This is a genomic window from Neobacillus sp. NPDC093182 (assembly GCF_044754045.1).
The window spans coordinates 24,702-46,603 of the sequence record NZ_JBIVOI010000020.1 but is presented as its reverse complement, the minus strand read 5'-3'; the positions used below and the strand labels follow the sequence as shown (position 1 = coordinate 46,603).

The window sequence follows — 21,902 nt, the reverse complement described above, 5'->3', positions numbered from 1 at the left end:
AAGGTGGTGATTTCAGGAAACCCTATACTAATCACGTTAATTAAAATATTTAAATTGAAATGAAAGCGCTTAATATCCAAATGAGATGAATTGGTTTATCTGGATTTTTAAAACGAACGGAGGAATTTTATGAAAAATATACGTGTCATCCAAGTTGGAGCAGGCAGTTTCGGTAAGTCTTGGATGGAATTGGTGATGAATTATAAAAATACAGAATTAGCTGCCATAGTTGATTTGGTACCTGAAAATTTAGCAGAAGCCCAAAAAATTACTGGATTACCAGAAGAAGCAATATTTACAAATCCAGCTGATGCATTTCAAACCATACAAGCAGATTTAGTCCTCATTGTTACTCCTCCTAAGACCCATCAGCAACTTGCAATTCAAGCAATGCAAAGCGGATTCCATGTCATGATGGAAAAGCCTCTTACCCACACCTTTGAAGAAGCAGAAACATTATTAAACTTCACAAAAGATTTCAATAAAAAGGTAATGATTAGTCAAAATTACCGCTGGCGTTCACCTATTCAGACAGTAAAGAAATTAATAAACGAGGGCACCATTGGCGAGATAGGCTACATAGAATATGAGTTTAGAAAGGCTATGAAATTCGGCGGCTGGAGAGACCAATACAAAGAAATTCTTTTAGAGGATATGTCCATACACCATTTTGATATCGTACGATATTTGCTAGATAAAGAGCCGTTGGAAGTGTCTGCTCAAAGTTATCGTCCTGAGTGGAGTTGGTTTAGCGGCAAACCTACAGCGGGAGTATGGATTACCTTTGAAGATGATGTAAAGGTTAACTATTTTGGAAGCTGGGTTTCGCGGGGGAAGGAAACCACTTGGAATGGGGATATCCGGGTGATAGGTGACAAAGGGGCAATTGAAATGATTGATGACCAAGTTCACTGTTATTTAGAAGATGATCAAACTGGCAGACGGGTTGAACTTGTTCAAATGGAATTTGAAGACAGAATGGCATCTCTCGATGATATGGTAAAATCCATCAGAGAAAATCGGCAGCCAGCGACTACCATTGAAGATAATTTTAAAAGCTTTAAGTTAACGTGTATGGCAATTGCCTCTGCACGAAGCGGACAAAAAGTAATGGCAAAGAATTTTTCACCTACTTCACCAGTTCAGCACAGTTAAATTTCCTAAGGGGTAAAAAATACGAACAAGTAAAAGGGGAAATGAATTATGAAACGACTATTGTCAATCATTACTGTTATGCTGTTGTTATTTTTAGCTGCCTGTTCATCGACTTCAACATCTAATGATAGTAGAAATGAAACTGGCAGCAAGGATGGAGAGAAAGTCAAAATTACATGGTGGGACTATAATGCACCAGAAGCAACTCAACAGGCAATTAATGAGATCATTTCAGCCTATGAAAAAGAAAATCCGAATGTAGATATTGAACGTACGTATGTACCATTCGCTGATCTGAAAAACAAACTCCTGATGGGGACTGCAGCTGGTGAGCTTCCTGATATTGTAGCCATTGATAATCCTGACCATCAAGCGTTTTCAGCGGCAGGGGTGTTTGCAGATATTACGAAAGAAGTAGAAGAATGGGGAGAAGCAGAACAATATTTTGAAGGGCCTTTTTCTTCAACCATGTACAAAGGGAAAAACTATGGTATTCCAAACAGCAGTAACAATCTAGCACTCTACTATAATGCCGATATGTTGAAAGAAGCTGGGATTGAACCTCCAACAAATTGGGAGGAATTAAAGGAAGCAGCGAAAAAGCTAACAAAAGATGGTGTATACGGATTATCCGTATCTGCTATTAAAACGGAACAAGGTACCTTCCAATTCCTGCCGTTTGTTTGGCAGCAAGGATCTGATTTAGATAAGTTTAATAGTAAAGGCACAATTGATGCTATTAATCTATGGAAAGAATTTGTAGATAAGGGTTATATGTCCAAAGAAGTTATTGCACAAGACCAGGAAGCTATTGCCATTCAATTTGCAACAGGTAAGGTTGCGATGATGGTCAATGGAACATGGCAAATTCCTTTCCTAGAGAAGGAAGCAAAAGTAAATTGGGATATTACTACACTTCCTGAAGGTAAAGAGGGCGGAACTATTTTAGGCGGAGAAAATTGGGCAATCACAGCTGGTTCAAAGCATAAGGATATCGCTTGGGATATTGTTAAATTTATTCAACAGAAAGAACATTTACAAAAATACCTTGAAACAGCAGGAAGACTACCAAGCCGAAAAGATGTCATCCAAGACCCTTATTGGCAAAACAACAAGAATTTGAAAACGTTTGCTGATGGTATGGAAGTAGCGAAAGCCCGCGCTTATGGTCCGAATTACCCTAAAATTTCTGAGGCCGTACAGGAAATGATTCAGCAGGTATTAACGGGTGCTAAATCTGCAGAAGACGCTGTGAAAGAAGCGGACGCAAAAATTAAACCATTGCTGCCATAGAGTATAGCTTTATTTAGGGGGATAGAAGCCCTTCTATCTCCCTGAGTAAATCAAAGGAGGATGAAAAATATGTCCCAATTGCAAAGCGCTGTGCAAAGTAAAGTAACGGTCAAACAGTCTAGAAAGCTTGCTAAGAGTTTAAGTAAATGGACAAGTTACTTTTTCGTAATACCCAGCTTAGTTTTCATTGGTCTATTTATGCTTTTTCCAATTGCTTATAACCTTATTATTAGTTTTCAAAATGTAACGATTATGAACTTGGCTGGAGAACGTGAATTTGTTGGCTTGTTAAACTACATAAACATTTTTAAAGATATCAACTTTACTGTTTCCATGAAAAACTCTTTTGTATTTACTACTGCATGTTTACTATTTCAGTTTATCATCGGGTTCGCCTTTGCGTTATTTTACAATCAAAAATTCCCTGGCAGAGATTTAATGCGCTCTTTGATGCTTTTAGCCTGGATGTTACCAATTGTTATTACAGCTACCTTGTTTAAATGGATGCTATCCAATGATTATGGAATTATTAACTATGTTCTTCTTACCATCGGTATTATTGATCAGCCAATCCATTGGCTGACAGAAGCGAATACGTCTCTAGTAGGAACCGTTATCGGAAATGTCTGGGTTGGAATTCCTTTTAATATGATAATCCTTCTATCGGCCTTGCAATCTCTTCCGGATGATCTTTATGAAGCAGCAAAAATTGATGGTGCCAATCGTCTTCAACGATTTATCCATATTACAATTCCCCTGCTAAAACCTACTATACTCATACTGTTAATGTTAGGTATTGTCTACACTTTTAAAGTGTTTGATTTGATCTTTATTATGACAGCCGGGGGTCCTGTTAATTCTTCTACCGTCCTCCCATTATATGCATACCAACTGGCTTTCCAGCAATTTGAATTTAGTATGGGAGCTGCTGTAGCGACCGTTATGTTTGTAATTTTAAGCGTATTTGCATCTATCTATCTATGGATGATTCGGAAGGAGGAACAATAGTGGGAGGAGCAAAACTTACAAGAACTCAATATCTCAATACATTTATTGCGGTCATTTCAACGATGTTGTTTCTTTTTCCAGTTTTCTGGATGTTCATCACCTCTTTGAAGCCGATGAACGCGTTATTCACTTATCCGCCGGAAGTGATTCCTGCGAATCCATCCTTTAGCGCATATATTGAAAACTTCGTTCAAAATCAAGTCATGTTGAAGTATATCGGGAATAGTGCCATTATTGCGACCGGTACGATGGTATTAACATTATTGTTAGCGATTCCATGTGCATATGCATTAGCCCGGCAAAATATTAAAGGGAAGGGATTCATCCTCCTTATTTTGCTGGCGGTTCAAATGCTTCCGAATATTATGTTAGCTATGCCGCTGTTTATCTTCTTCTCCAAAATTAATTTAGTGAATAACTTTTTTGCTTTATTTATTGCCAATACTACCCATGCCCTGCCTTTTGCGATTCTTGTTCTTCGCCCTTATTTCTTATCATTGCCCAGCGGTTTAGAGGAAGCGGCACAAATCGATGGCTGCAATAAGTTTTCAGCGTTTTGGCGAATTATTCTTCCATTGGTGAAACCAGGGATTATGACGGTAGGCGTGTTCTGCTTCTTGTGGGGATGGGGAGACTTTTTATTCGCGTTAACCTTAACAACCGATGAAACAATCCGTCCATTAACACTGGGGTTATATAAATTTATTGGGGAATACGGTACAGCATGGAATAAACTGATGGCCGTTGCAACGATTGCTGCGATTCCTATTATTCTCATTTTCATAACACTACAAAAATACATTATTGGCGGAATAACTTCAGGAGCAATGAAGGATTAATGGTTCTGAAGTGAACAATAGTAACCTAATAAACTAGGAGTGAAAAGGATGAAATTAGGAGTATTCGCTGTTTTATTTGGTCAAAAAAGTTTGGAAGATGCACTAGATACCGTTAAGGAAGCGGGTCTTCAGGCAGTTGAAATCGGAACTGGAGGCTATGTAGGAAATGCCCATTGCAATCCAGCAGAATTACTAGAAAATGAGGAGAAATTAACTAGATTTAAAAAAGCCATTACAAGCCGAGGGCTGGAAATTAGTGCCCTTAGCTGTCATGGAAATCCTCTTCATCCTAACAAGAATATTGCGCAGCAACACCATGAGGAGTTTCAAAATACTGTTCGTCTAGCTTCAAAACTCAATGTTGAGAATGTCATTACCTTCTCTGGTTGCCCTGGTGAATCTGAATATTCTCTAAATCCTGTCTGGGTTACTTGCCCATGGCCGGATGACTTCTCCGCTGTTTTAGAGTGGCAATGGCAAGAAAAGGTTATTCCGTACTGGAAAGAACAAAATCTATTTTTAAAAGAATATGGAGTTCGAGTAGCGATTGAGCCACATCCAGGATTTGTTGTTTACAATACAGAATCCCTATTACGCCTTCGCAAGGAGTGTGGCGATCAAATCGGGGCGAACTTTGACCCGAGCCATTTATTTTGGCAAAACATGGATCCGGTTGTAGGGATTAAAGAGTTGGCAAAGGCAAAGGCTCTTTATCACTTCCATGCAAAGGATACAGGTGTAGATAAACAAAATACTGATGCCAATGGTGTACTTGATACAAAAAGTTACCGTGATGAGCTTAACCGCTCCTGGATTTTTAGAACAGTGGGTTATGGGCACGGAGAGGACACATGGAGAGAAATTATTAGTACTCTGCAGCTTGTTGGCTATCAAGGTGCCATTAGCATTGAACATGAGGACAGCTTAATGTCCGTCGAAGAAGGTTTCCAAAAAGCAACTTCCTTTTTAAATCATTTACTTATTAAGGAAAGGGTAGGTGAAATTTGGTGGGTGTAAATAAGAAACAAGTTCGTGTTGGTTTGATTGGATACAAGTTTATGGGGAAGGCACATTCTAATGCCTATCGGAATCTACCTTTCTTTTTCGATACTGAGGCTGTGCCGGTCATGCAGGCAATTGCTGGACGTGATGAACAAGGGGTAAAACAAGCGGCAGAGAAAATGGGATGGGCTTCATATGAAACCGATTGGCGACGATTGGTTGAGAGGGAAGACATTGATTTAGTCGATATCGGTACTCCCAACAATGTCCATGCTGAAATGGCGATTGCGGCTGCAAAAGCGGGCAAACATATTCTTTGTGAAAAGCCACTCACTATGACGGTAGAAGAATCCAAAAAGGTGTTGGAAGCTGTTCAGGAGGCGGGAGTGGTTCATATGATTTCACATAATTTCCGCTTTTCTCCTGCCGTGCAGTTTGCAAAAAAATTAATATCGGAAGGAAGGCTTGGAAAGATTTATCATATCCGTGCAACCTATCTGCAAGATTGGATTATGGATCCAGCGTTTCCACTAGTTTGGCGTTTGCAAAAGGAAGTCAGCGGCTCTGGAGCACATGGTGATTTAGCCGCTCATATTATCGACCTTGCTCGTTTTTTAGTCGGTGAATTTAAAGAAGTAATTGGGTTGATGGAAACGTTTATTAAAGAACGTCCAATCGCTAGCAGCAGTGAGGGCTTAAGTGCAAGAGGGAATATGGAAGAAAAAGGTCTGGTAGAGGTAGACGATGCTTCCGCATTTTTGGCAAGATTTGAGAATGATGCTATCGGAACCTTTGAAGCCACGCGCTTTGCAGGAGGTAACCGAAATGGAAATCGTTTTGAGATTAACGGGGAAAAAGGTTCGATTCGCTGGGATCTAGAAAATATGAATAATCTCGAAGTTTTCTTTGTAGACGATGAGCCAGGTCTACAAGGATTCCGCACCATCAATTGTACCGAGCAGCATCATCCTTTTGCAGGTGCTTACTGGCCAGACGGACATATTATCGGGTATGAACACACCTTTATCAATATGATGACAGAGCTGATGAAGGGGATTACTTGCGGTTACAGTCCATCTCCAAATTTTGAAGATGGCCTTCGAAACCAAATCGTATTAGAAGCGGTCGAAAAGTCTGTACAAGACAAACGGTGGACAAAGATTGAGGAGATTCTTCCAGTAGCTAGCGGGGTGGAGAAATGAAACTAGGAGTATTCCTAACATTATTTAGAAGACATTCCTTCGAGGAAGCTATTAAATATATTTCGCAAAAAAACATTCAGATGGTGGAAATTGCAACCGGCGGTTATGTCGGAAAACATCATCTAAATCCAGCACGAGTGTTGGATAAACCAAATGAAATTGAAAGGATCAAAGAGCTGATTCAAGAGCATAATTTGCAAATTAGTGCACTTAGCTGTCACGGTAATCCTCTTCATCCTAATAAGGAAACTGCCCAGCAGCATCATGAAGACTTTAAGAACTCGGTTCTTCTTGCTCGTGCATTGGGTGTTGATACAATTGTGAATTTTTCCGGATGTCCTGGAGAGTCGGAAACGTCTCAGCGTCCAGTTTGGATTACTTGCCCTTGGCCGAATGATTTTTCAGAAATTGTAGAGTGGCAATGGGAAGAAAAGGTGATTCCTTACTGGAAGGATATGTCGGCTTTTACGAAAAGCCGCGGCATCAAAGTGGCGGTCGAACCGCATCCGGGCTTCGTTGTGTACAATACGGAAACTGCGCTTCGACTGCGGAAGGAAGCGGGAGACAATATTGGCGTGAATTTTGATCCGAGCCATTTATTCTGGCAGGGAATGAATCCGGTGGACTCCATCCTAGAATTAGGCGAGACTATCTATCATTTTCACGCGAAAGATACAGCCATACATCCCAAGAATAATCGTTTAAATGGAGTATTGGATACAAAATCCTACCGGGATATCGCTAATCGCTCGTGGGTATTCAGAACCGTTGGTTATGGGCATGGCATGGACACCTGGAAAGAGATTATTAGTGCCCTTCGGACTGTGGGCTATTATGGAAGCATCAGTATCGAACATGAAGATGGGTTAATGTCGATTCAGGAAGGATTCCAAAAAGCAGTCGACTTCCTAGACGAGGTTTTAATTAAAGAAACAAGCGGAGAGATGTATTGGGCATAGGGAATAGATTGATAAATTCAAATTTGATGGAGTAAGGATTGTTTAAGAAAAACCCTATTTCATGTGGTTTATTAAAATGAATGAAAAAGAGACATTGATCTTAAAAAATCAATGTCTCTTTATATTGAAGGAAAATTTCAACTCTAAATTGTGTTATGATAGGAATACACGTTCGCCTTTGGTGAAATATACATATTAGGGGAGGTAACGAATGGAGAAAATATGCTATCCGAAAGCTTGGAATTTAGATAAGGTTTTTATGGGGGGAGGTAAATCAAGTGAATTTTTAGATCATATCAATCGATTAGAAGCTCTTGTTCATGACCTAGAAGGTAGTGTTAATTCATTTATTACTCCACTTTCAACAAATGAAGTAATCAGAGTGGTAGATCTAATAGAAAACATCAGTAACATTCGCTTGTATTTATCGCAAGCTAATTCGTTTATCACTTGTCTCCTTGCACAAAATCCAAAGGATCAAGATGCTACTAGTTTACGTGGCAAGATTGCTCAAATAGAATCTCGTTTTGAAAAAGAATTATCGAAAGTAAAGATGATATTTATATATACAAAGGAAGATGTTTGGGAAAGGTTACTAGGAACAGAAGAATTAAAAGAATATAGGTTTATTCTAAACGAATGGCGTGAAAGTGCAGATAAGAATTTGTCTGAAGAGGAACTAAATTTACTTTCTGATTTAATGGTAGATGGGTACCATGCTTGGGGACAATTCTATAATGGTCTAGTAAGTAGTATAAACGTAAATATACTTATTAATGGAAAAGAAGAAAATCTATCGGTTGGGCAAGCTATTAACTTGCGGTCGCATCCAAATGAAGAAGTACGTAAGGAAGCGTATTATGTATTAGAATCAGTATGGAAAGAGAAAGAAGAATTATTCAGTAAAATAATCAATCACATTGCTGGCTTTCGTATACAGGTAAATAATAAACGCGGGATAAAAAGTGTAATAGAAGATCCTTTGAAAAAGAACAGAATGAAGGAAGAAACACTGAATACGATGTGGACGGTGATCAGTAAATATAAACAACCCTTCTCGAATTACTTGAAGCGAAAAGCTGAATTGATAGGCGGATCTAGTATGAAAGCTTATAACTTTTGGGCTCACGTTACAAAAAGTAAGCAAGAGATAACATTTGAGGAAGCTGCTTCACTTATAACAGAACATTTTAGTCAGTTTGGAACCGAATTAGAAAAGCTTCGTTAAGCAAGCTTTCAAGGAAGGTTGGATAGAAGCCGAAAATCGTCCGAATAAGTCCGCTATTCCGTTTTGTGCTGGTTTTCCACTCACAGGTGAATCAAGAGTTTTTATGACATTTAGCGGTACATTTTTAAATGTGTTAACGCTTGTTCATGAACTGGGGCATGCTTTCCATAATCATGCCATGAAGTCTGTTAATGGGTTGAATAAGCGTTATCCGTTAAGCATTGCTGAAACAGCTTCAACTTTTTCTGAAATGATTATTTTAGATGGTGCTATAAAAAAGGCAAAGTCAAAAGAAGAAAAATTATTTATTCTAGATGAAAAACTAAAACGCAGTGTAATGAACTTTATGAATATTCATTCGAGGTTCATATTCGAACAGAGATTTTACAAGGAACGTCATGGAGGTATAGTTTCAGTCCATCGCCTAAACCAGTTAATGGAAGAGATCAATAAATGAGGCGTATGCTGGATCCCTAGAACAACCTTCGATTTATTCTTGGGTTTGGACGCCTCATTACTATATTACTCAATCGCCTTTTTATAATTTCCCATATACTTTTGGGTATTTATTTGCATTGGGCATTTATGCAAAGGCAAAGGAGGAAGGGAAAGACTTTGAGAAAGATTATTTGAACTTACTTCGAGATTCAGGAAGAATGTCTGTGGAAAATTTAGTTATGAAACATTTAGGAGAGGATATTACTTCAGCTGAATTCTGGGAAAAAGGAATGGCATTATGCGTAAAAGATGCAGAAGAATTCCTTAAATTAACTTCTTATTAAATTGTTGGATGGACTAATCCTGCATTTCTCCGGGTAACATAGACAAATCATCCTAATATGGTATTCTTTTGGTATATTTAAAGGTTGAAAGGTTGAATGTGATGTACAAGAAGCTAGATTTATTGAAGCATCTTAAAGAATTGGGAATCGACGAAAATGGATCATTACTTGTTCATTCATCAATGAAAAGTATTGGACAAGTAGAGGGTGGGGCGGATACTGTCCTTGATGCACTTTCAGAATATATGAAAAATGGTCTTTTGGTTTTTCCTACCCATACATGGTCGTAAATTAATGCGGAGAATCCTCGATTTTATGTCAATGACTCACCGTCTTGTGTTGGGTTATTAACGGAACTGTTTCGAAAACGTCCGGGTGTTGTTCGCTCATGGCATCCAACGCATTCGGTAGCTGCCCTGGGAAAAGAAGCACATGAATTTATTGCGGTAAATGAACAATTTGACACACCTTGTGCACGCGAATCGAGTTGGGGGAAATTACTCGATCAGAAGGCAACCATCTTGTTAATAGGAGTAGATTTACGAAGATGTACATATATTCATGGAGTCGAGGAATGGCTTGATATACCAGGTCGATTGACCGATGATCACGAAATGCTTTACACGATATTACCGGATAAAACGGAAATTTCAATACCGCAAAGAAGACATATTGGTCATACCTCTGAAAAATTCGAGCGGGTTGAAGATATTTTTCTAAAAAATCTAGTTATGTACAAAGGACAATTTGGCGATGCAACAGTTAGAGTATGTGACACAGTAAAAATGACAGACTTGCTAAATCATTTACTAAAAGAAAAACCAGATTTATTTTCTTGATTTATAGGGGACAACGTCAAAGATTTGGCATTGCACGAGAGTTCGACGGTCATTACCGGAACTTGGCGGGACAACTTTAAATGCTAAATAGTGACGTACATACAGAAGCAGTAAACGCGGTCAGTCCCTTGGGAAACTGGCTGCATTTTTGATATAAAGGAACGGTTTGTTTGAAGTCATTACCGGTAAACCTTAAATTTTGCATTGAAGGAGAAGAAGAAATTGGAAGTCCTCATCTTCCAGAGTTTTTATCCGAAAATAAAGAAAAACTAGCCTGTGATGTAGTGGTCATATCCGATTCTGATATGTGGGATAGAGGAGTTCCTGCGATTACGTATTCGTTAAGAGGACTGTGTGCTCTTGAGGTTTCCTTTTAAACGGCGAATACAGATTTGCATTCAGGCATGTTCGGCGGGGGAGTTCAGAACGCTAACCATTTATTGTGAAACTGCTTTCTACTATTCATGATGCAAACGGAAAGGTAAATGTGGATTAGTTCTATGATGATGTTTTAGAATTGACAGAATTTGAAAATGAACAAATTAAAGCACTGGGCTTTGATGAAGAAAAGCTAAAAAAATCGTTAGGGTTAAGGGAATTAACGGGAGGGGAAACAAATTATCCATATCCTGAGAAAATCAGTTCTCGGCCAACATTAGAATTAAACGGCATATGGGGCGGATTTCAGGGGGAAGGTACAAAATCCGTCATTCCGAACGAGGCGCATGCCAAAATCACCTGCCGTCTAGTCAATAATCAAAAACCAGAAAAATTAATCAAAAAGCATTTAGAAGAACAAGCACCAAAAGGATGCACGATAAAAGTGACACTTCAAGATACTGGGAATCCATTCTTAACCCCAATCGATCATCCGATGATTCAGAAAGCGGCTGAGGCCTATGAACAGGTTTATGGAAAAGCACCTGTTTATAAAAGAGAAGGGGGCTCCATTCCGATTTTATCGGATTTCAACCAAGTCCTAAATTCTCCAGTTGTCTTAATGGGATTCGGGTTGCCAGATGAAAATCTCCATGCTCCGAATGAACATTTTAACTTAGAAAACTTTGATAAAGGGATCTTAACGATCTGTTCCTTTTTAGAATTGATCTGAATAGATAGGCAAAGAGATTTTGAGTGGGGGACTGGTGTCCTCCAAAGTCTTCAAAACTGCTTGAGACCTGCGTGCCAGGTCTGGTGGGTTCGTTTCCCATGCAGTCCCGCCAACCATGATATATAAGGGTTTTTGAAGGTTTTTGAGAAGTTAAGTTGAGGTTAAAGTTGTTGGCCAACAACATAAAATTTTATCTTTGGTCCCATTTTGGTAACATGGTTTTTTTCATCATTTACATAGGTTATTTAATGAGCTGCTCGAATTGATGGGCAGCTTCTTTTTGCATATTTGGTAACACATGGGTATAGGTGTCCATTGTGAACCCAATAGTTGAATGTCCTAATCGTTCGGAAACCACTTTTGGATGTACTCCTTGTTGCAGCAAGGAATTTGATACATCATTATTTGGATTACCCTGGAATAATATACTAGTTGGTAGTAAATTAACACGGGAAATTATAACTGAAGCTGACTCTAATTTCAAAGGTAATCGTTCGAGGCTTCAAAATTGGTATGCAAATTATAATAAGGAAACACACATACAGAACATTATACACTGCCAGAGAGCGAACCTATCTTGGGGTTGGAGATTAAGGCAAGGTTACTGCAACTTTATATTGTTAATGATTTCAATCTTATTTTTCGGAGAAGCTATTTTCGCATTAGTTCAAAATAAGTCCTTTTATGAATATGTAGTGGAATTATTTATACCTTCCATTCCAATAGTAGGAATTGTTTTAGAATCCATTATTGAACACAAAGTTTTGGTCAAGGATAAAAAGGAAAAAGAACAAGAAGTATCCTCTCTTTTAGATGGTAGTCAGGTAGATTTGGAAACGGCAAGGAGATTGCAGGACATAATTTTTACATTCAGGACCTCAACTGCAATCATTCCTGAATATTTCTACAAGATATTTTGGAAAAGATTCGATAACACGATGCATAACTCAATTGACTAGGAATCTTGTTATTTATTTATCTTAATGTGTATCAAAAATTAAACTATAAGAAAGAGTTCAATCATTGCAGATTGAACTCCTTTTGTATTCAGCATAAAAGACATTGGCTCTCTATTATAAGCCGTATCAGCTAATCCACTCAACGAAAGACGGAATTCTCAACAAACCCTTTTTAGTTAAGTTCCTATATTTAACCTTGGCTTTTAGCTTTGTATTTAGATAGACAAACTTATCATTTTCCTCTACAATAAGGTCTTTGTAATGTTTGTATAGTTCCTTTCGTCTATGTGGACATGAACTCCATAAGAACAGCCTAATCACCATTTTCAAAGTTAAGGAGTACCCCAAAATCGTCTTTCCTCAAACCAGATATATAAACATTTTCATATTTATAATTAATTACTTTTTGCCTTCATCCCAAATGATTACCTTAACAATATGAGTTAGGGGCAAATATCTCTAAAAAATTTCTTGACATTTTTTTACCCCCAATTTATGCAAAACAAATATTGTATCTTAACTAGGTTTATTTAGAAATTCGGCCATGTAAACTCTTTTTTGTAATAGGTCTTCTTCAACCTTTCTAAATCATGTTCCCATTCACCAATTGAGTAACTAAATTTGGTCAGACCGTTTTTATGACCTTTTCGTAGCCGTATGTTATAAGCAATGGTGTAAGCAACTTTTTTTAACCCTAATGAAGGTACAGCTTTTTGAAGTATCTCCCAGCGCTTGGCTCTTGTTAGTCCTGTAATTTGATAGCCTTGCTTTTTCAACTCACTGTATTCGTTTAAAGCCGGTTTATCTTGTAAATGGTTCTCAGGGTTTTCTTTTAGTACTGTACTTGGCCACTGAAAGGTGGTTTCCTTTTGTTTTATCATGATGGAAGGTGAAGGCTGAACATGTTCGACGTACTTTTCTGTTTTGATTCTTTCTGGATAGTTTCTTTGATTAATTTCATCTACAATTTCTCTAGCGATGAATGCCTTCTTCTTCTTTTTTTTCTTCTTTTTGCCCTCATAGATAGTTACACTAGCATATCCGCCACTTGGCATGGAAACCGTTCCATTCGTATATAAAGGAACGAGAACATTTCTTTTCTGTAGCTGTAATTCCTTAATTAATTGGTTAAGTTTCGTCGAATCGACCATTTGCAGAGCATTAGTATAGGTAGGTAAAGTGGTAGCAGGAGTAGTAATGATTAAGAAATCTAATTTTTCATGGACTTTGTCCAATATTCGCTGTGTTTCTTTGCTATCAAATATTTTATTTTGGTTAAATCCAAGAATTAAATCTTGCTGTTTTTGTTTATTCGTAACCTTATTAGCATTAACGCAGTCGTACATAAACGTGTATAACTGGAAAACGCTATTCTTTTCTACAAGCCATTTTCTAGCTTCTTCGGTTCGATCCAGCAGTTCTTGATCTAAATCAAACAAGAACGAGTACCATAAAAAGAAGCAAAACTCTGCCTTTGATACGATGGAGTCGAGAAATCCCCATTCTACCTTAAAAATATGGGCAAGTGCCTCCGTCAATTCAGACTTAAATTGGTATTCATATAATAGCTTCAGGAAACGAATAATTGTCTTCGGTTCATTAATATATAGGGCACAATCCAATAAATCTGGATAATTCTCTTTTAGAAAAAGAGTGATATAAGCGTTATGGTGTTTGCGAAGAATCAATAATAGTCTGAAAAAGTTGCCAACTATTCTATCGCTAAATTCATTTTCCAATTTATCAGCCACAATCACGTAATGAAGGATGTTATAGACTAAATCTTTTATACCATGATTGGCTTCTCTTAAAAGGTCCGGTTTCTTGCAAAAAAGTTCAAGAATATGATGCACTTTTTCCATGTCATTTACCTCAATGGAATCATTAAATTCAGAAAGTAATATACAAGAATTGTCATCCTCTAAAGTACCTGGAAGTGAATCATCCAGGAGATCCGCAGCTTTTAATGAAGCGGATGCTTCCAATTCTTTTTTCTTTAAAATGTTCAATTCTTCAAGTAATGCACCTTTTTCCTCTTTCAAATAATTAATTTCCGAAATTAGTTTTTGATTTTCCAGTTTTAATTTCTCAATTTTCTCCTTATAAGGAATCAAAAGCAGCTGTAATTCATTTTCAAGATTTGAAATGATGTGGCTAATACTAGACATCGTCTATTAATTCCCTTCCTTTTTGATTTAAATTAATTTCATTATAGTAAATAAATAGGATGATGAAAATATATCATTTAAGTGTTAAAGAGACTTAAGAATTGAAAGAGTTAAAAATTGCAACATAGATAAATTAAATGTGGTCCAACTAGGTTTAAAGAAGGTGGCCAATACAATTGCAGAAAATGATAAGCTCAAATTGGCCAGAAAAATGGAGATATAAAGTTTAGTTATGTCATTACTGAATGGGAGCATGAATTAAATAAATTAGAGAAGAGATATTTTAAGGAGGATTTAGCTGGCCAAAATATTAAATAATGGTTTTTGAAAAATTTAAAATACTATTATTCTCATTCATTTTTCATTATTACAGATTTAGTATAAAGAAAGAAAAGTAAAAATTATATTATTGATACAGAGAAATTAATCCTGGGCTAATGAACCATATTGTTGAACTTTTTGAAGAGATTGATTTTTAGTTTAATACACTCCTATAAAAGAAGTTTGAAGAAAAAGGATTCAAAACAATCCCAGCTTCATTAGTCAAAATTCCAAGGATGTAATAACACTACAATAAAGTATTGAAAAGGAAGCGATAAATCGCGCCTTTATTAATAGAAAGCAGTAATTCTTGATATATACTTTGAAATATTTTGGTAAAATAAGATTATTAAGAAAACTAAAGGTTGTGGAAATTTTGTTACAACAATTGGTTATTGCCTATTTAAGTACCTTGAAAGAGATTCATACGCTTAGTATGGGTTCCATTAACAAAATTATTTCAGTTGACCAAAATGGGTTCTATGTTAAAACAGAAGCATCCAGGGCTAAATTTCTGGCAGGAGAGAAACGGAATTCCTATGAACTTATTTCTGAATCTTATCTTTTAGAGGTTTGGAAATTTCTAAGTGTATTGAGAACCATTCATGCTGGTGATCTAAAAACATCAAAGGGACGTTCTTCTTTTTTATTGGCTTTGTTTTCAAAATTGCCGTTCGTCGAGGAAACTCAGAAGGCTGGAAGATCCGCTATTCGACTAAAGGAATACTTCGTCCATGAACTTCCTGAAGCTAATCTACGGTTTGTTCTCGATTTCCTTGAGGAAGTAGCTGAAGGAAAAATTCATCCACAAAGGATAACACTGCAAATCGAGGATAAAAATGTACAAAGGCTTAAATCTAGCTATAGACAAGGCTTGCGGTTGCTTGGATTCATTGACGATAATTTTAATGTAAATAGAGTATTTATGGAACGATTCCGTCATTCTAATGAAAAAAAGACAATACTCAAAAATCAAATAATGAAGCACCCCTACTTCTCAATGGTCAATACACTGCTTTCAGCACCAACTTCATTAAATATGGCGGAATAAACAAAAGCCATCAAGGATCTTGGGCTGCTAGTTGTACGAAATCCAATCGGCGGCAATTTAATGAAAGAGTCCGTTGGTGAAAAGGTGTCAAGAAATACTGTTGCATGGCTTCAATATGTAAACACTCGCGAGGAAGAATTAACGGAAAAACAAAAAAATATAAACGAAGGAGTGATGGAAATGAAAATGATGAACAAAGATCGGCCAGGTATTTGTTACAGTAATATCAGTTTAATCAAAAAGGCATTATTACAGAATTCAGAAAACATTCTGCCATATCATGAAATATTGCTTTACGTGAAAAAGAATTGGACCAATTTGAATTCTAAAGCGGACGATATTAAAGGAATTGTGGATTTAGCTCTTTATGCACCAAAGTCCTTCTTTTATGAGGTTGATGAGGGTTTATGGGGAATCAAGGATAAAACTGATGCTAGACTTAACCAAATATACAACTATATGAACCCTATAAAAATACCTCTTAAAATATCTGATATGAAACAGAGACTCAGGTTTTATGAATCTGAGGATATGTTAAAACAACTTTTATTAAGTGATATTCGCTTTTCCCAGATTGAAAATACACCTTTCTGGATTCTATCGGAATGGATCATAATAAATAATTTTGTTTATGAGTATATATTTAATAGTGATTTAATAGGAATTGATAGAGAGAAGGTCGTTGAACGGGTTGTCCAACTAAATAAACTAGATAAAGACAAAATCATATTCCTTCCGCTATTTGATGACCGTTTTTCTGTTATTGGAAACAGGGTTGAGATAAAAAGAATGATGGGAATCAATGAGAATAGTAATGTGGAACAAGAGGTTGAAGTCCCAGTTGAAATAAATGAAGAAGTTGGTAGATTAAGCTATAAAATTATCAACTTCATAAAAGGTAGTAAGGAGGAGGTAACGACCAGTCAGATTGTCATGAATATTTTTCAGATTACACAAAATGAACCATCTTTCTCGATTTATAGTGAAGCGATTAAGGACCTTTTAGACGTTGTACCGGAAATAAAACAAGTAGAGGCACATAAATGGACCTATAGTGAAGATGTAACTAATCTACAGATAGAAAATCGCGAAAATGTATATTATGCTGTAAAAAACTCCACGCCAACCATTAAAAATCTGAAAGAACTAATGGATCAAGTTCATCCAAATTCAAGGCATCCCATTAATGTCACCAGTAATGATACAAAGAAATCTGATGATAAATTGTATGCCTATCATACAATTTCCTATTATGACAGGGTAAAGGGTTTCTTTATCATACCGAAAGGTCTAATCGAAAAGTCTGTTTTATTCCGGCAAAATAACCATGGGAAAATTATGATTCAGTATGAAGAATTCCGCTATGAGTGGAATTGGGAGAATAATGGTCATAAGTATTATTTCTTCGGTGACGGTGTCATGGACTTTTTCGCTGATTACTTGATTGAGCCTGGACATAAATTGAGTTTTGCAATCGATAATCAGATTATGTATTTAATCAGGGTTCATAAAGTAGGATTTGATGAACGTTATGCTTCCGAGCAACAGCGATATTTAGATATCGGACGACTGGTGGAAGAAAGCAAATCAGTTAATAAATCCATTTTTAGTTTAATGTGTGAAACTCTGGCCATTCATCCTTCTGGAATGCATTGGTCTGTATTACTGGATAAAATAGCTGAAAAACGTACAACGACTAAAAATACTGTAACCAACCTGCTTAGCAGAAATGAATGTTTTGAGCAAGTAGAAGGCAAAAAGGGGTACTGGAGACTAAGTATTAGTAAGCTATCCCGGTATTATATCAATGAAGAAAATCAAGAAATTGTTGAACCAGTTGAATCAGGTAAAAAAGAAGAGAATGAAAGCTTGAAGGTGGTTCGAAAGGAAGAATTCCTTGAATTGCTAGAAAGCGGAGTCGAGGAAAATGAGCCATCCGACATGGACATAAAAGAGCTGCAACAACTAGATACGGACATTTTAATCCAACAAATCGAGAGTAAACTTATGGAAATTACGCAAGAAGAAACAAAATTTAAAGAGTCGATTTCCGAGAGAGTTCATGCGAACTTTATTAATGGCAACATTTCAGCAATAGAGGAACTATATAAATCAGTTGAATTTAACATTAAGTTCTATGAGAGAGTAAGATTACTTGCACAAGAACGAGAGAGGAAAAGTGAAGAATGAATCAAGGACAATCATCCTCTAATTTAGTTAATACTTGGAAAGATGCAGTAAAGAAGCATATCGCAACATTGCAAAATTACCTATTAGTATTAAACAATAAACAAGTTGATTGCGAAAATGAATTGCACCAATTAGTAACGAATAGATCCATTAACTTTTCAGAGAGAAAAACTCGAACGTTAGAGCTAATGGAAGAACAGGAAAGGCTAAAACAATTAATTGATGACTTAGAAAGAATTATTATTACGGATAAAGGTGATACAGAATGACCGTCCTCACACGAATTGACTTTCACTCTTCAGAAGTAAAGAAAATGTTAAATCCAAATCCAAATATTTGTAAAAGTATCGTGGAATTGGAAAGATTATTATTGGAGTTAAATCTTTTTGATGAGGTGAAGGAGCTTGTTGGAATCCCATTTAGTCAAATGATATATATAAAACAAGGAGAAGATGTTCTAGCAGTTGGTGTAAGTAAATCAGACTATTATCTTAAGCTTTCAGGGTACAAATGGAGTCTTGCAGCTTTCCTGCAGCTTCCAATCGAAATGGAGTTTACTATCGATAAGACACTATCCTGGAAACTATCGAATCTAGAAAATGTTAATATTTCACAATTAGAACAAGCGATGAAAGAGTGGGTGGAAGCCTCCAAAGATTTGCAACAACTAATGAGATTTATTCTGTTTGTAATAAAAGCTTATGCAAGTAAAGCTACTTTCCTAAATGAATCTGTAGATAGACTCAAGAATATGGTACTCGAACATTTTTGGAAGGGTGAAATAAACCTCATTTCGCAGCTTTACGAAAAAAGCACTCAATCAAAAGCTGAACAATTTAATCAATTTATAAATAAGTGGGAGGAAAAGTTAACTTATTCTCCGTTAATGGATGCGAATCGTTTTACAGCTGCAATGGATATTGAAAGATCAAGCTTACATAATCTTATCAAAACCATACAAGTCTATGGAAACCAGTCAGTGAACAAATTTATTCATTCAGAAAAAAACTTGTGGTTTGATGTTGAACTTCTTCAAGATGAAGCGCGGTTTTATGCAAAGGTCCATAAAATTAGGTCAATTATTTTAACCACTCAAGACTACCTTAAAGATATGGAAGAACTTTTTAAAGAAAATGGACTAGATGAGCAGGGAGCAAATAATGAGACAAACAATCATAATTCAAATAGTCCAAATACTAATTTGAATAATGTTCATGAACCAGAAAGTGGTTTATCACCTTTTTTGTTTTTAAAAACAAAGGAGGAAAAATCAATTGCATTTATAAACAAATCTGATATATTTTCTGGTAATCCTAAATTCATAATAAATGAAAAGAGCCTAGACAAATTGGCGGATTATTTGTCGGATGGAAAGAAAAATAAAAAAGAATATATAAATTTAATAGGAATTATATTTAATAAAAGCCTTACAAAAGGATTTACAGTAAGGGAGATAGTCCGGACATTTTTCATAAGTAAATATGACAATGAGACAGAACGTAAGGATTTCGAGCAAAGATATGATGTTAAACGATTATTTGTAAAATCAACCCTCGAAAATATTTTTGAAACACTAATGGATAAATTAATAGAAGTGAATGTAATAAAAGAGGAACGTACTGTAATTCAGGCGAAACAGCAAGAAAAAATAACATTTAACTATAATTTTCAAATCTATGTTAACTTTGATCCCTATTCCATGTGATAGGGATTTTTTTGTCATGGAAGGAAAGGTTATCATGGTGCATGCATGGTATCAACACGAATTATTGTTGGCTTAGATTTTTTTGGTTCAAGGAACGCTTCAAAAATATCGGTGTTGCACTAAAAAGTAAAGTGCCAGGTTTGAGGTGCAACCCGAAAGTTAGAGTGAAATCTAGCTTTCGGGGTGTTTTTTTATGGCAAAATATGGTGGAAAATTCAAGTTAATGTTGGTCAGAGAGTATCAAGAGGGTAAATTGGGATATAACCCTTTAGCTGAGAAGTATGGGATGAAAAGCAGCGCTCAACTTAAGAGGTAGGTTAAAGTTTACGAGAAATTCGGAGCTGAAGGGTTAATGAAGAAGAAACATAAGGAAACTTATTCTGTTCAATTCAAGCTTGATGTATTAAGCTTTATGAAGAGAACAGGTTCTTCTGAAACGGAAACAGCCCTCCATTTTGGGTTAACGAAACCTCCCTTGATAGCTTCATGGAAGAAAGCTTTTCATGAGGGGGGTGTTGAAGACCTGAATAAACCTAAAGGACGGCCTCTTATGTCTGATAAAGCAAAGAACAAAAAAAGCACGGAACCAAAAGAAATGACAAATGAACAAAAGTTGGAAAGAGAAAACGAACTTCTACGTTTAGAGGTAGAATACTTAAAAAAGTTGCGAGCTTTTCAGATGGATCCGGAGGGCTATCTCGAAAAGCACAAGCAGCATTATCATTCGAACTCAAAGAAACCTTCAAACTAAAAGATGTTTTACAAATAGTCGGCATTCCCGAATCCTCCTACCATTATCATATTAAAAACATGAAAAAGGAGAATCCAGACCAGGAACTGGAGGAAATTATTCAATCCATTTTCGAAGAACATAAAGGAAATTACGGTTATCGTCGTGTTCATTTAGAATTGAGTAACCGTGGAATAAAAGCGAATCATAAGAAGGTTCAACGCATTATGAATAAGCGTGGGCTCAAGGGAGATAAATTCAGATTAAAATCACGAAAGTACAGTTCATATAAAGGAACGACTGGAACGGTTGCCGAGAACCGTATCAATCGTCGCTTTCACACAACTGTGTGTCATCAAAAATTAACAACAGATATTACGGAATTCAAGTGTTTAGACGGTTTAAAGCTGTATTTAAATCCAATTATGGATATGTTCAACGGCGAAATTCTATCATATGGGATAAGTATGCGCCCAACCTTAGAATTAGCGCTCAAACCTCTCGAGGAAGCTCTAGAAATTGTAAAAGATTCAAAGTTTAGAACAACTGTACATTCTGATCAAGGGTGGCATTATCAACATAATAAATGGGTAAAAAAGCTCAAGGAATACAAGGTGTTTCAGAGCATGTCACGAAAAGGAAACTGTATAGATAATTCGCCCATGGAGAACTTTTTCGGATTACTAAAACAAGAAATGTATTATGGGGAACCACTGTGCTCTTTTGAGGAATTAAAAAAGAGAATTGAAGAATATATCAATTATTATAATAACACGCATAAAGCAAAAATTGGCAGGCATGAGTCCGGTTCAATACCGTATCCATACCAGCCAATTAGCTGCTTAATATAAAACTCTAACTTTTCGGGGTCACATCAGTTTCATCTGAAAATTTGATGTGACCTAGCACTTTTCTTATTTTTGTTGATTGGAGCGTACCTTGCACAATTATGTTTTCATGACGCCCTTATTTTATCAGTGTGAGGACAATAAATCGTTTAAATCAAATAATGATATGTATGCTTTTTCCCCATATCCAAATTTATCTAATAATCTATCATAAACTTTATTCAAATCATCAACAGTATAAGTTGTTGATTCTATTCCCTCAAAACGAAATCTCGGCATTTCTCTATTGTTTATATTTTCAGCAATCCAAACAACTTCATACCACATTTTTGGTTCATAAAGACCAACAACCTGATGCCGTTTTTTATGATCAATGCCCACAACATATTTGATTTTGCCATTTTTTACTTTATCTCTTGCTAATACCCAGTTCCCCTGGGTTGCTTCATAGGCTGATTTACCTTCTTCAAGTGCATTTCCGACTTTCAGCAATAACACATGTTCACTCATTA

18 protein-coding genes and 3 pseudogenes are annotated in these 21,902 nt (G+C 36.4%); 18 read left to right on the top strand and 3 right to left on the bottom strand.

Annotated features, from left to right (window positions below):
* Positions 1-129 precede the first annotated feature (129 nt).
* The 11 genes and pseudogenes from ACIQAA_RS27580 to ACIQAA_RS27525 all read left to right on the top strand — a co-directional run bounded on the left by ACIQAA_RS27580 (position 130) and on the right by ACIQAA_RS27525 (position 11,418).
* Positions 130-1,155: a Gfo/Idh/MocA family protein gene (locus ACIQAA_RS27580; protein ID WP_402626104.1), complete on the top strand. Its 1,026-nt coding sequence runs from the start codon at positions 130-132 to the stop codon at positions 1,153-1,155.
* A 48-nt stretch (positions 1,156-1,203) separates the two neighbouring features.
* A complete protein-coding gene (locus tag ACIQAA_RS27575; RefSeq protein ID WP_402626102.1) occupies positions 1,204-2,448 on the top strand; it encodes an ABC transporter substrate-binding protein in 1,245 nt (414 codons plus the stop codon).
* Positions 2,449-2,517: 69 nt separating this feature from the next.
* Positions 2,518-3,456 (top strand): carbohydrate ABC transporter permease, encoded by a 939-nt coding sequence (locus ACIQAA_RS27570; RefSeq protein ID WP_402626101.1) that lies wholly within the window; start codon positions 2,518-2,520, stop codon positions 3,454-3,456.
* Positions 3,456-4,295, top strand: a complete 840-nt coding sequence (locus tag ACIQAA_RS27565) for a carbohydrate ABC transporter permease (RefSeq protein WP_402626099.1) — start codon at positions 3,456-3,458, stop codon at positions 4,293-4,295. The genes ACIQAA_RS27570 and ACIQAA_RS27565 overlap by 1 nt, the downstream gene beginning before the upstream one ends.
* A 48-nt stretch (positions 4,296-4,343) precedes the next feature.
* Positions 4,344-5,312: a sugar phosphate isomerase/epimerase family protein gene (locus ACIQAA_RS27560; protein ID WP_402626097.1), complete on the top strand. Its 969-nt coding sequence runs from the start codon at positions 4,344-4,346 to the stop codon at positions 5,310-5,312.
* Positions 5,303-6,499 carry a Gfo/Idh/MocA family protein gene (locus tag ACIQAA_RS27555; RefSeq protein ID WP_402626095.1) on the top strand — a complete coding sequence of 399 codons (1,197 nt, stop codon included), beginning with the start codon at positions 5,303-5,305 and terminating at the stop codon, positions 6,497-6,499. The genes ACIQAA_RS27560 and ACIQAA_RS27555 overlap by 10 nt, the downstream gene beginning before the upstream one ends.
* The gene (locus tag ACIQAA_RS27550; protein WP_402626094.1) at positions 6,496-7,458 is read left to right on the top strand and encodes a sugar phosphate isomerase/epimerase family protein; all 963 of its coding nucleotides are present in this window, start codon (positions 6,496-6,498) and stop codon (positions 7,456-7,458) included. Before ACIQAA_RS27555 ends, ACIQAA_RS27550 begins: the two co-directional genes overlap by 4 nt.
* A gap of 211 nt (positions 7,459-7,669) precedes the next feature.
* A pseudogene (locus ACIQAA_RS32430) lies at positions 7,670-9,468 on the top strand (M3 family oligoendopeptidase).
* 101 nt (positions 9,469-9,569) lie between these two features.
* A pseudogene (locus tag ACIQAA_RS27535) lies at positions 9,570-10,307 on the top strand (AAC(3) family N-acetyltransferase).
* Positions 10,308-10,477: 170 nt separating this feature from the next.
* Positions 10,478-10,684 (top strand): hypothetical protein, encoded by a 207-nt coding sequence (locus tag ACIQAA_RS27530; protein ID WP_402626091.1) that lies wholly within the window; start codon positions 10,478-10,480, stop codon positions 10,682-10,684.
* A 140-nt stretch (positions 10,685-10,824) separates the two neighbouring features.
* Entirely contained in the window at positions 10,825-11,418 is a 594-nt protein-coding gene (locus tag ACIQAA_RS27525; RefSeq protein WP_402626090.1) for a M20/M25/M40 family metallo-hydrolase, read from the top strand.
* A gap of 241 nt (positions 11,419-11,659) precedes the next feature.
* On the opposite strand, the pseudogene ACIQAA_RS27520 reads toward ACIQAA_RS27525, so the two are convergent.
* Positions 11,660-11,803, bottom strand: a pseudogene (locus ACIQAA_RS27520) (site-specific integrase); the annotation flags it as partial.
* On the opposite strand from ACIQAA_RS27520, the gene ACIQAA_RS27515 reads away from it, so the two are divergent.
* The gene (locus tag ACIQAA_RS27515) at positions 11,736-12,377 is read left to right on the top strand and encodes an S-4TM family putative pore-forming effector (protein ID WP_402626088.1); all 642 of its coding nucleotides are present in this window, start codon (positions 11,736-11,738) and stop codon (positions 12,375-12,377) included. The pseudogene ACIQAA_RS27520 and the gene ACIQAA_RS27515 overlap by 68 nt on opposite strands.
* A 530-nt stretch (positions 12,378-12,907) precedes the next feature.
* Here ACIQAA_RS27515 and ACIQAA_RS27510 read toward each other — a convergent pair.
* Complete coding sequence (locus tag ACIQAA_RS27510; RefSeq protein ID WP_402626086.1) at positions 12,908-14,545, bottom strand: hypothetical protein; 1,638 nt, start codon at positions 14,543-14,545, stop codon at positions 12,908-12,910.
* 697 nt (positions 14,546-15,242) lie between these two features.
* Here ACIQAA_RS27510 and ACIQAA_RS27505 point away from each other — a divergent pair.
* The 6 genes from ACIQAA_RS27505 to ACIQAA_RS27480 all read left to right on the top strand — a co-directional run bounded on the left by ACIQAA_RS27505 (position 15,243) and on the right by ACIQAA_RS27480 (position 21,393).
* Positions 15,243-15,917 (top strand): hypothetical protein, encoded by a 675-nt coding sequence (locus tag ACIQAA_RS27505; RefSeq protein ID WP_402626085.1) that lies wholly within the window; start codon positions 15,243-15,245, stop codon positions 15,915-15,917.
* A gap of 60 nt (positions 15,918-15,977) precedes the next feature.
* Entirely contained in the window at positions 15,978-18,107 is a 2,130-nt protein-coding gene (locus ACIQAA_RS27500; RefSeq protein ID WP_402626083.1) for a hypothetical protein, read from the top strand.
* Positions 18,104-18,376, top strand: a complete 273-nt coding sequence (locus ACIQAA_RS27495) for a PD-(D/E)XK nuclease family protein (protein WP_402626081.1) — start codon at positions 18,104-18,106, stop codon at positions 18,374-18,376. Before ACIQAA_RS27500 ends, ACIQAA_RS27495 begins: the two co-directional genes overlap by 4 nt.
* A 44-nt stretch (positions 18,377-18,420) precedes the next feature.
* Positions 18,421-19,812 carry a hypothetical protein gene (locus ACIQAA_RS27490; protein ID WP_402626079.1) on the top strand — a complete coding sequence of 464 codons (1,392 nt, stop codon included), beginning with the start codon at positions 18,421-18,423 and terminating at the stop codon, positions 19,810-19,812.
* A 352-nt stretch (positions 19,813-20,164) separates the two neighbouring features.
* Positions 20,165-20,563 carry a helix-turn-helix domain-containing protein gene (locus ACIQAA_RS27485; protein WP_402626077.1) on the top strand — a complete coding sequence of 133 codons (399 nt, stop codon included), beginning with the start codon at positions 20,165-20,167 and terminating at the stop codon, positions 20,561-20,563.
* Positions 20,464-21,393 carry an IS3 family transposase gene (locus ACIQAA_RS27480; protein ID WP_402626223.1) on the top strand — a complete coding sequence of 310 codons (930 nt, stop codon included), beginning with the start codon at positions 20,464-20,466 and terminating at the stop codon, positions 21,391-21,393. Before ACIQAA_RS27485 ends, ACIQAA_RS27480 begins: the two co-directional genes overlap by 100 nt.
* 123 nt (positions 21,394-21,516) lie before the next feature.
* Here ACIQAA_RS27480 and ACIQAA_RS27475 read toward each other — a convergent pair whose 3' ends face one another.
* Positions 21,517-21,900, bottom strand: coding sequence for a hypothetical protein (locus tag ACIQAA_RS27475; protein ID WP_402626075.1), 384 nt, complete (start codon positions 21,898-21,900; stop codon positions 21,517-21,519).
* Positions 21,901-21,902: the final 2 nt, after the last annotated feature.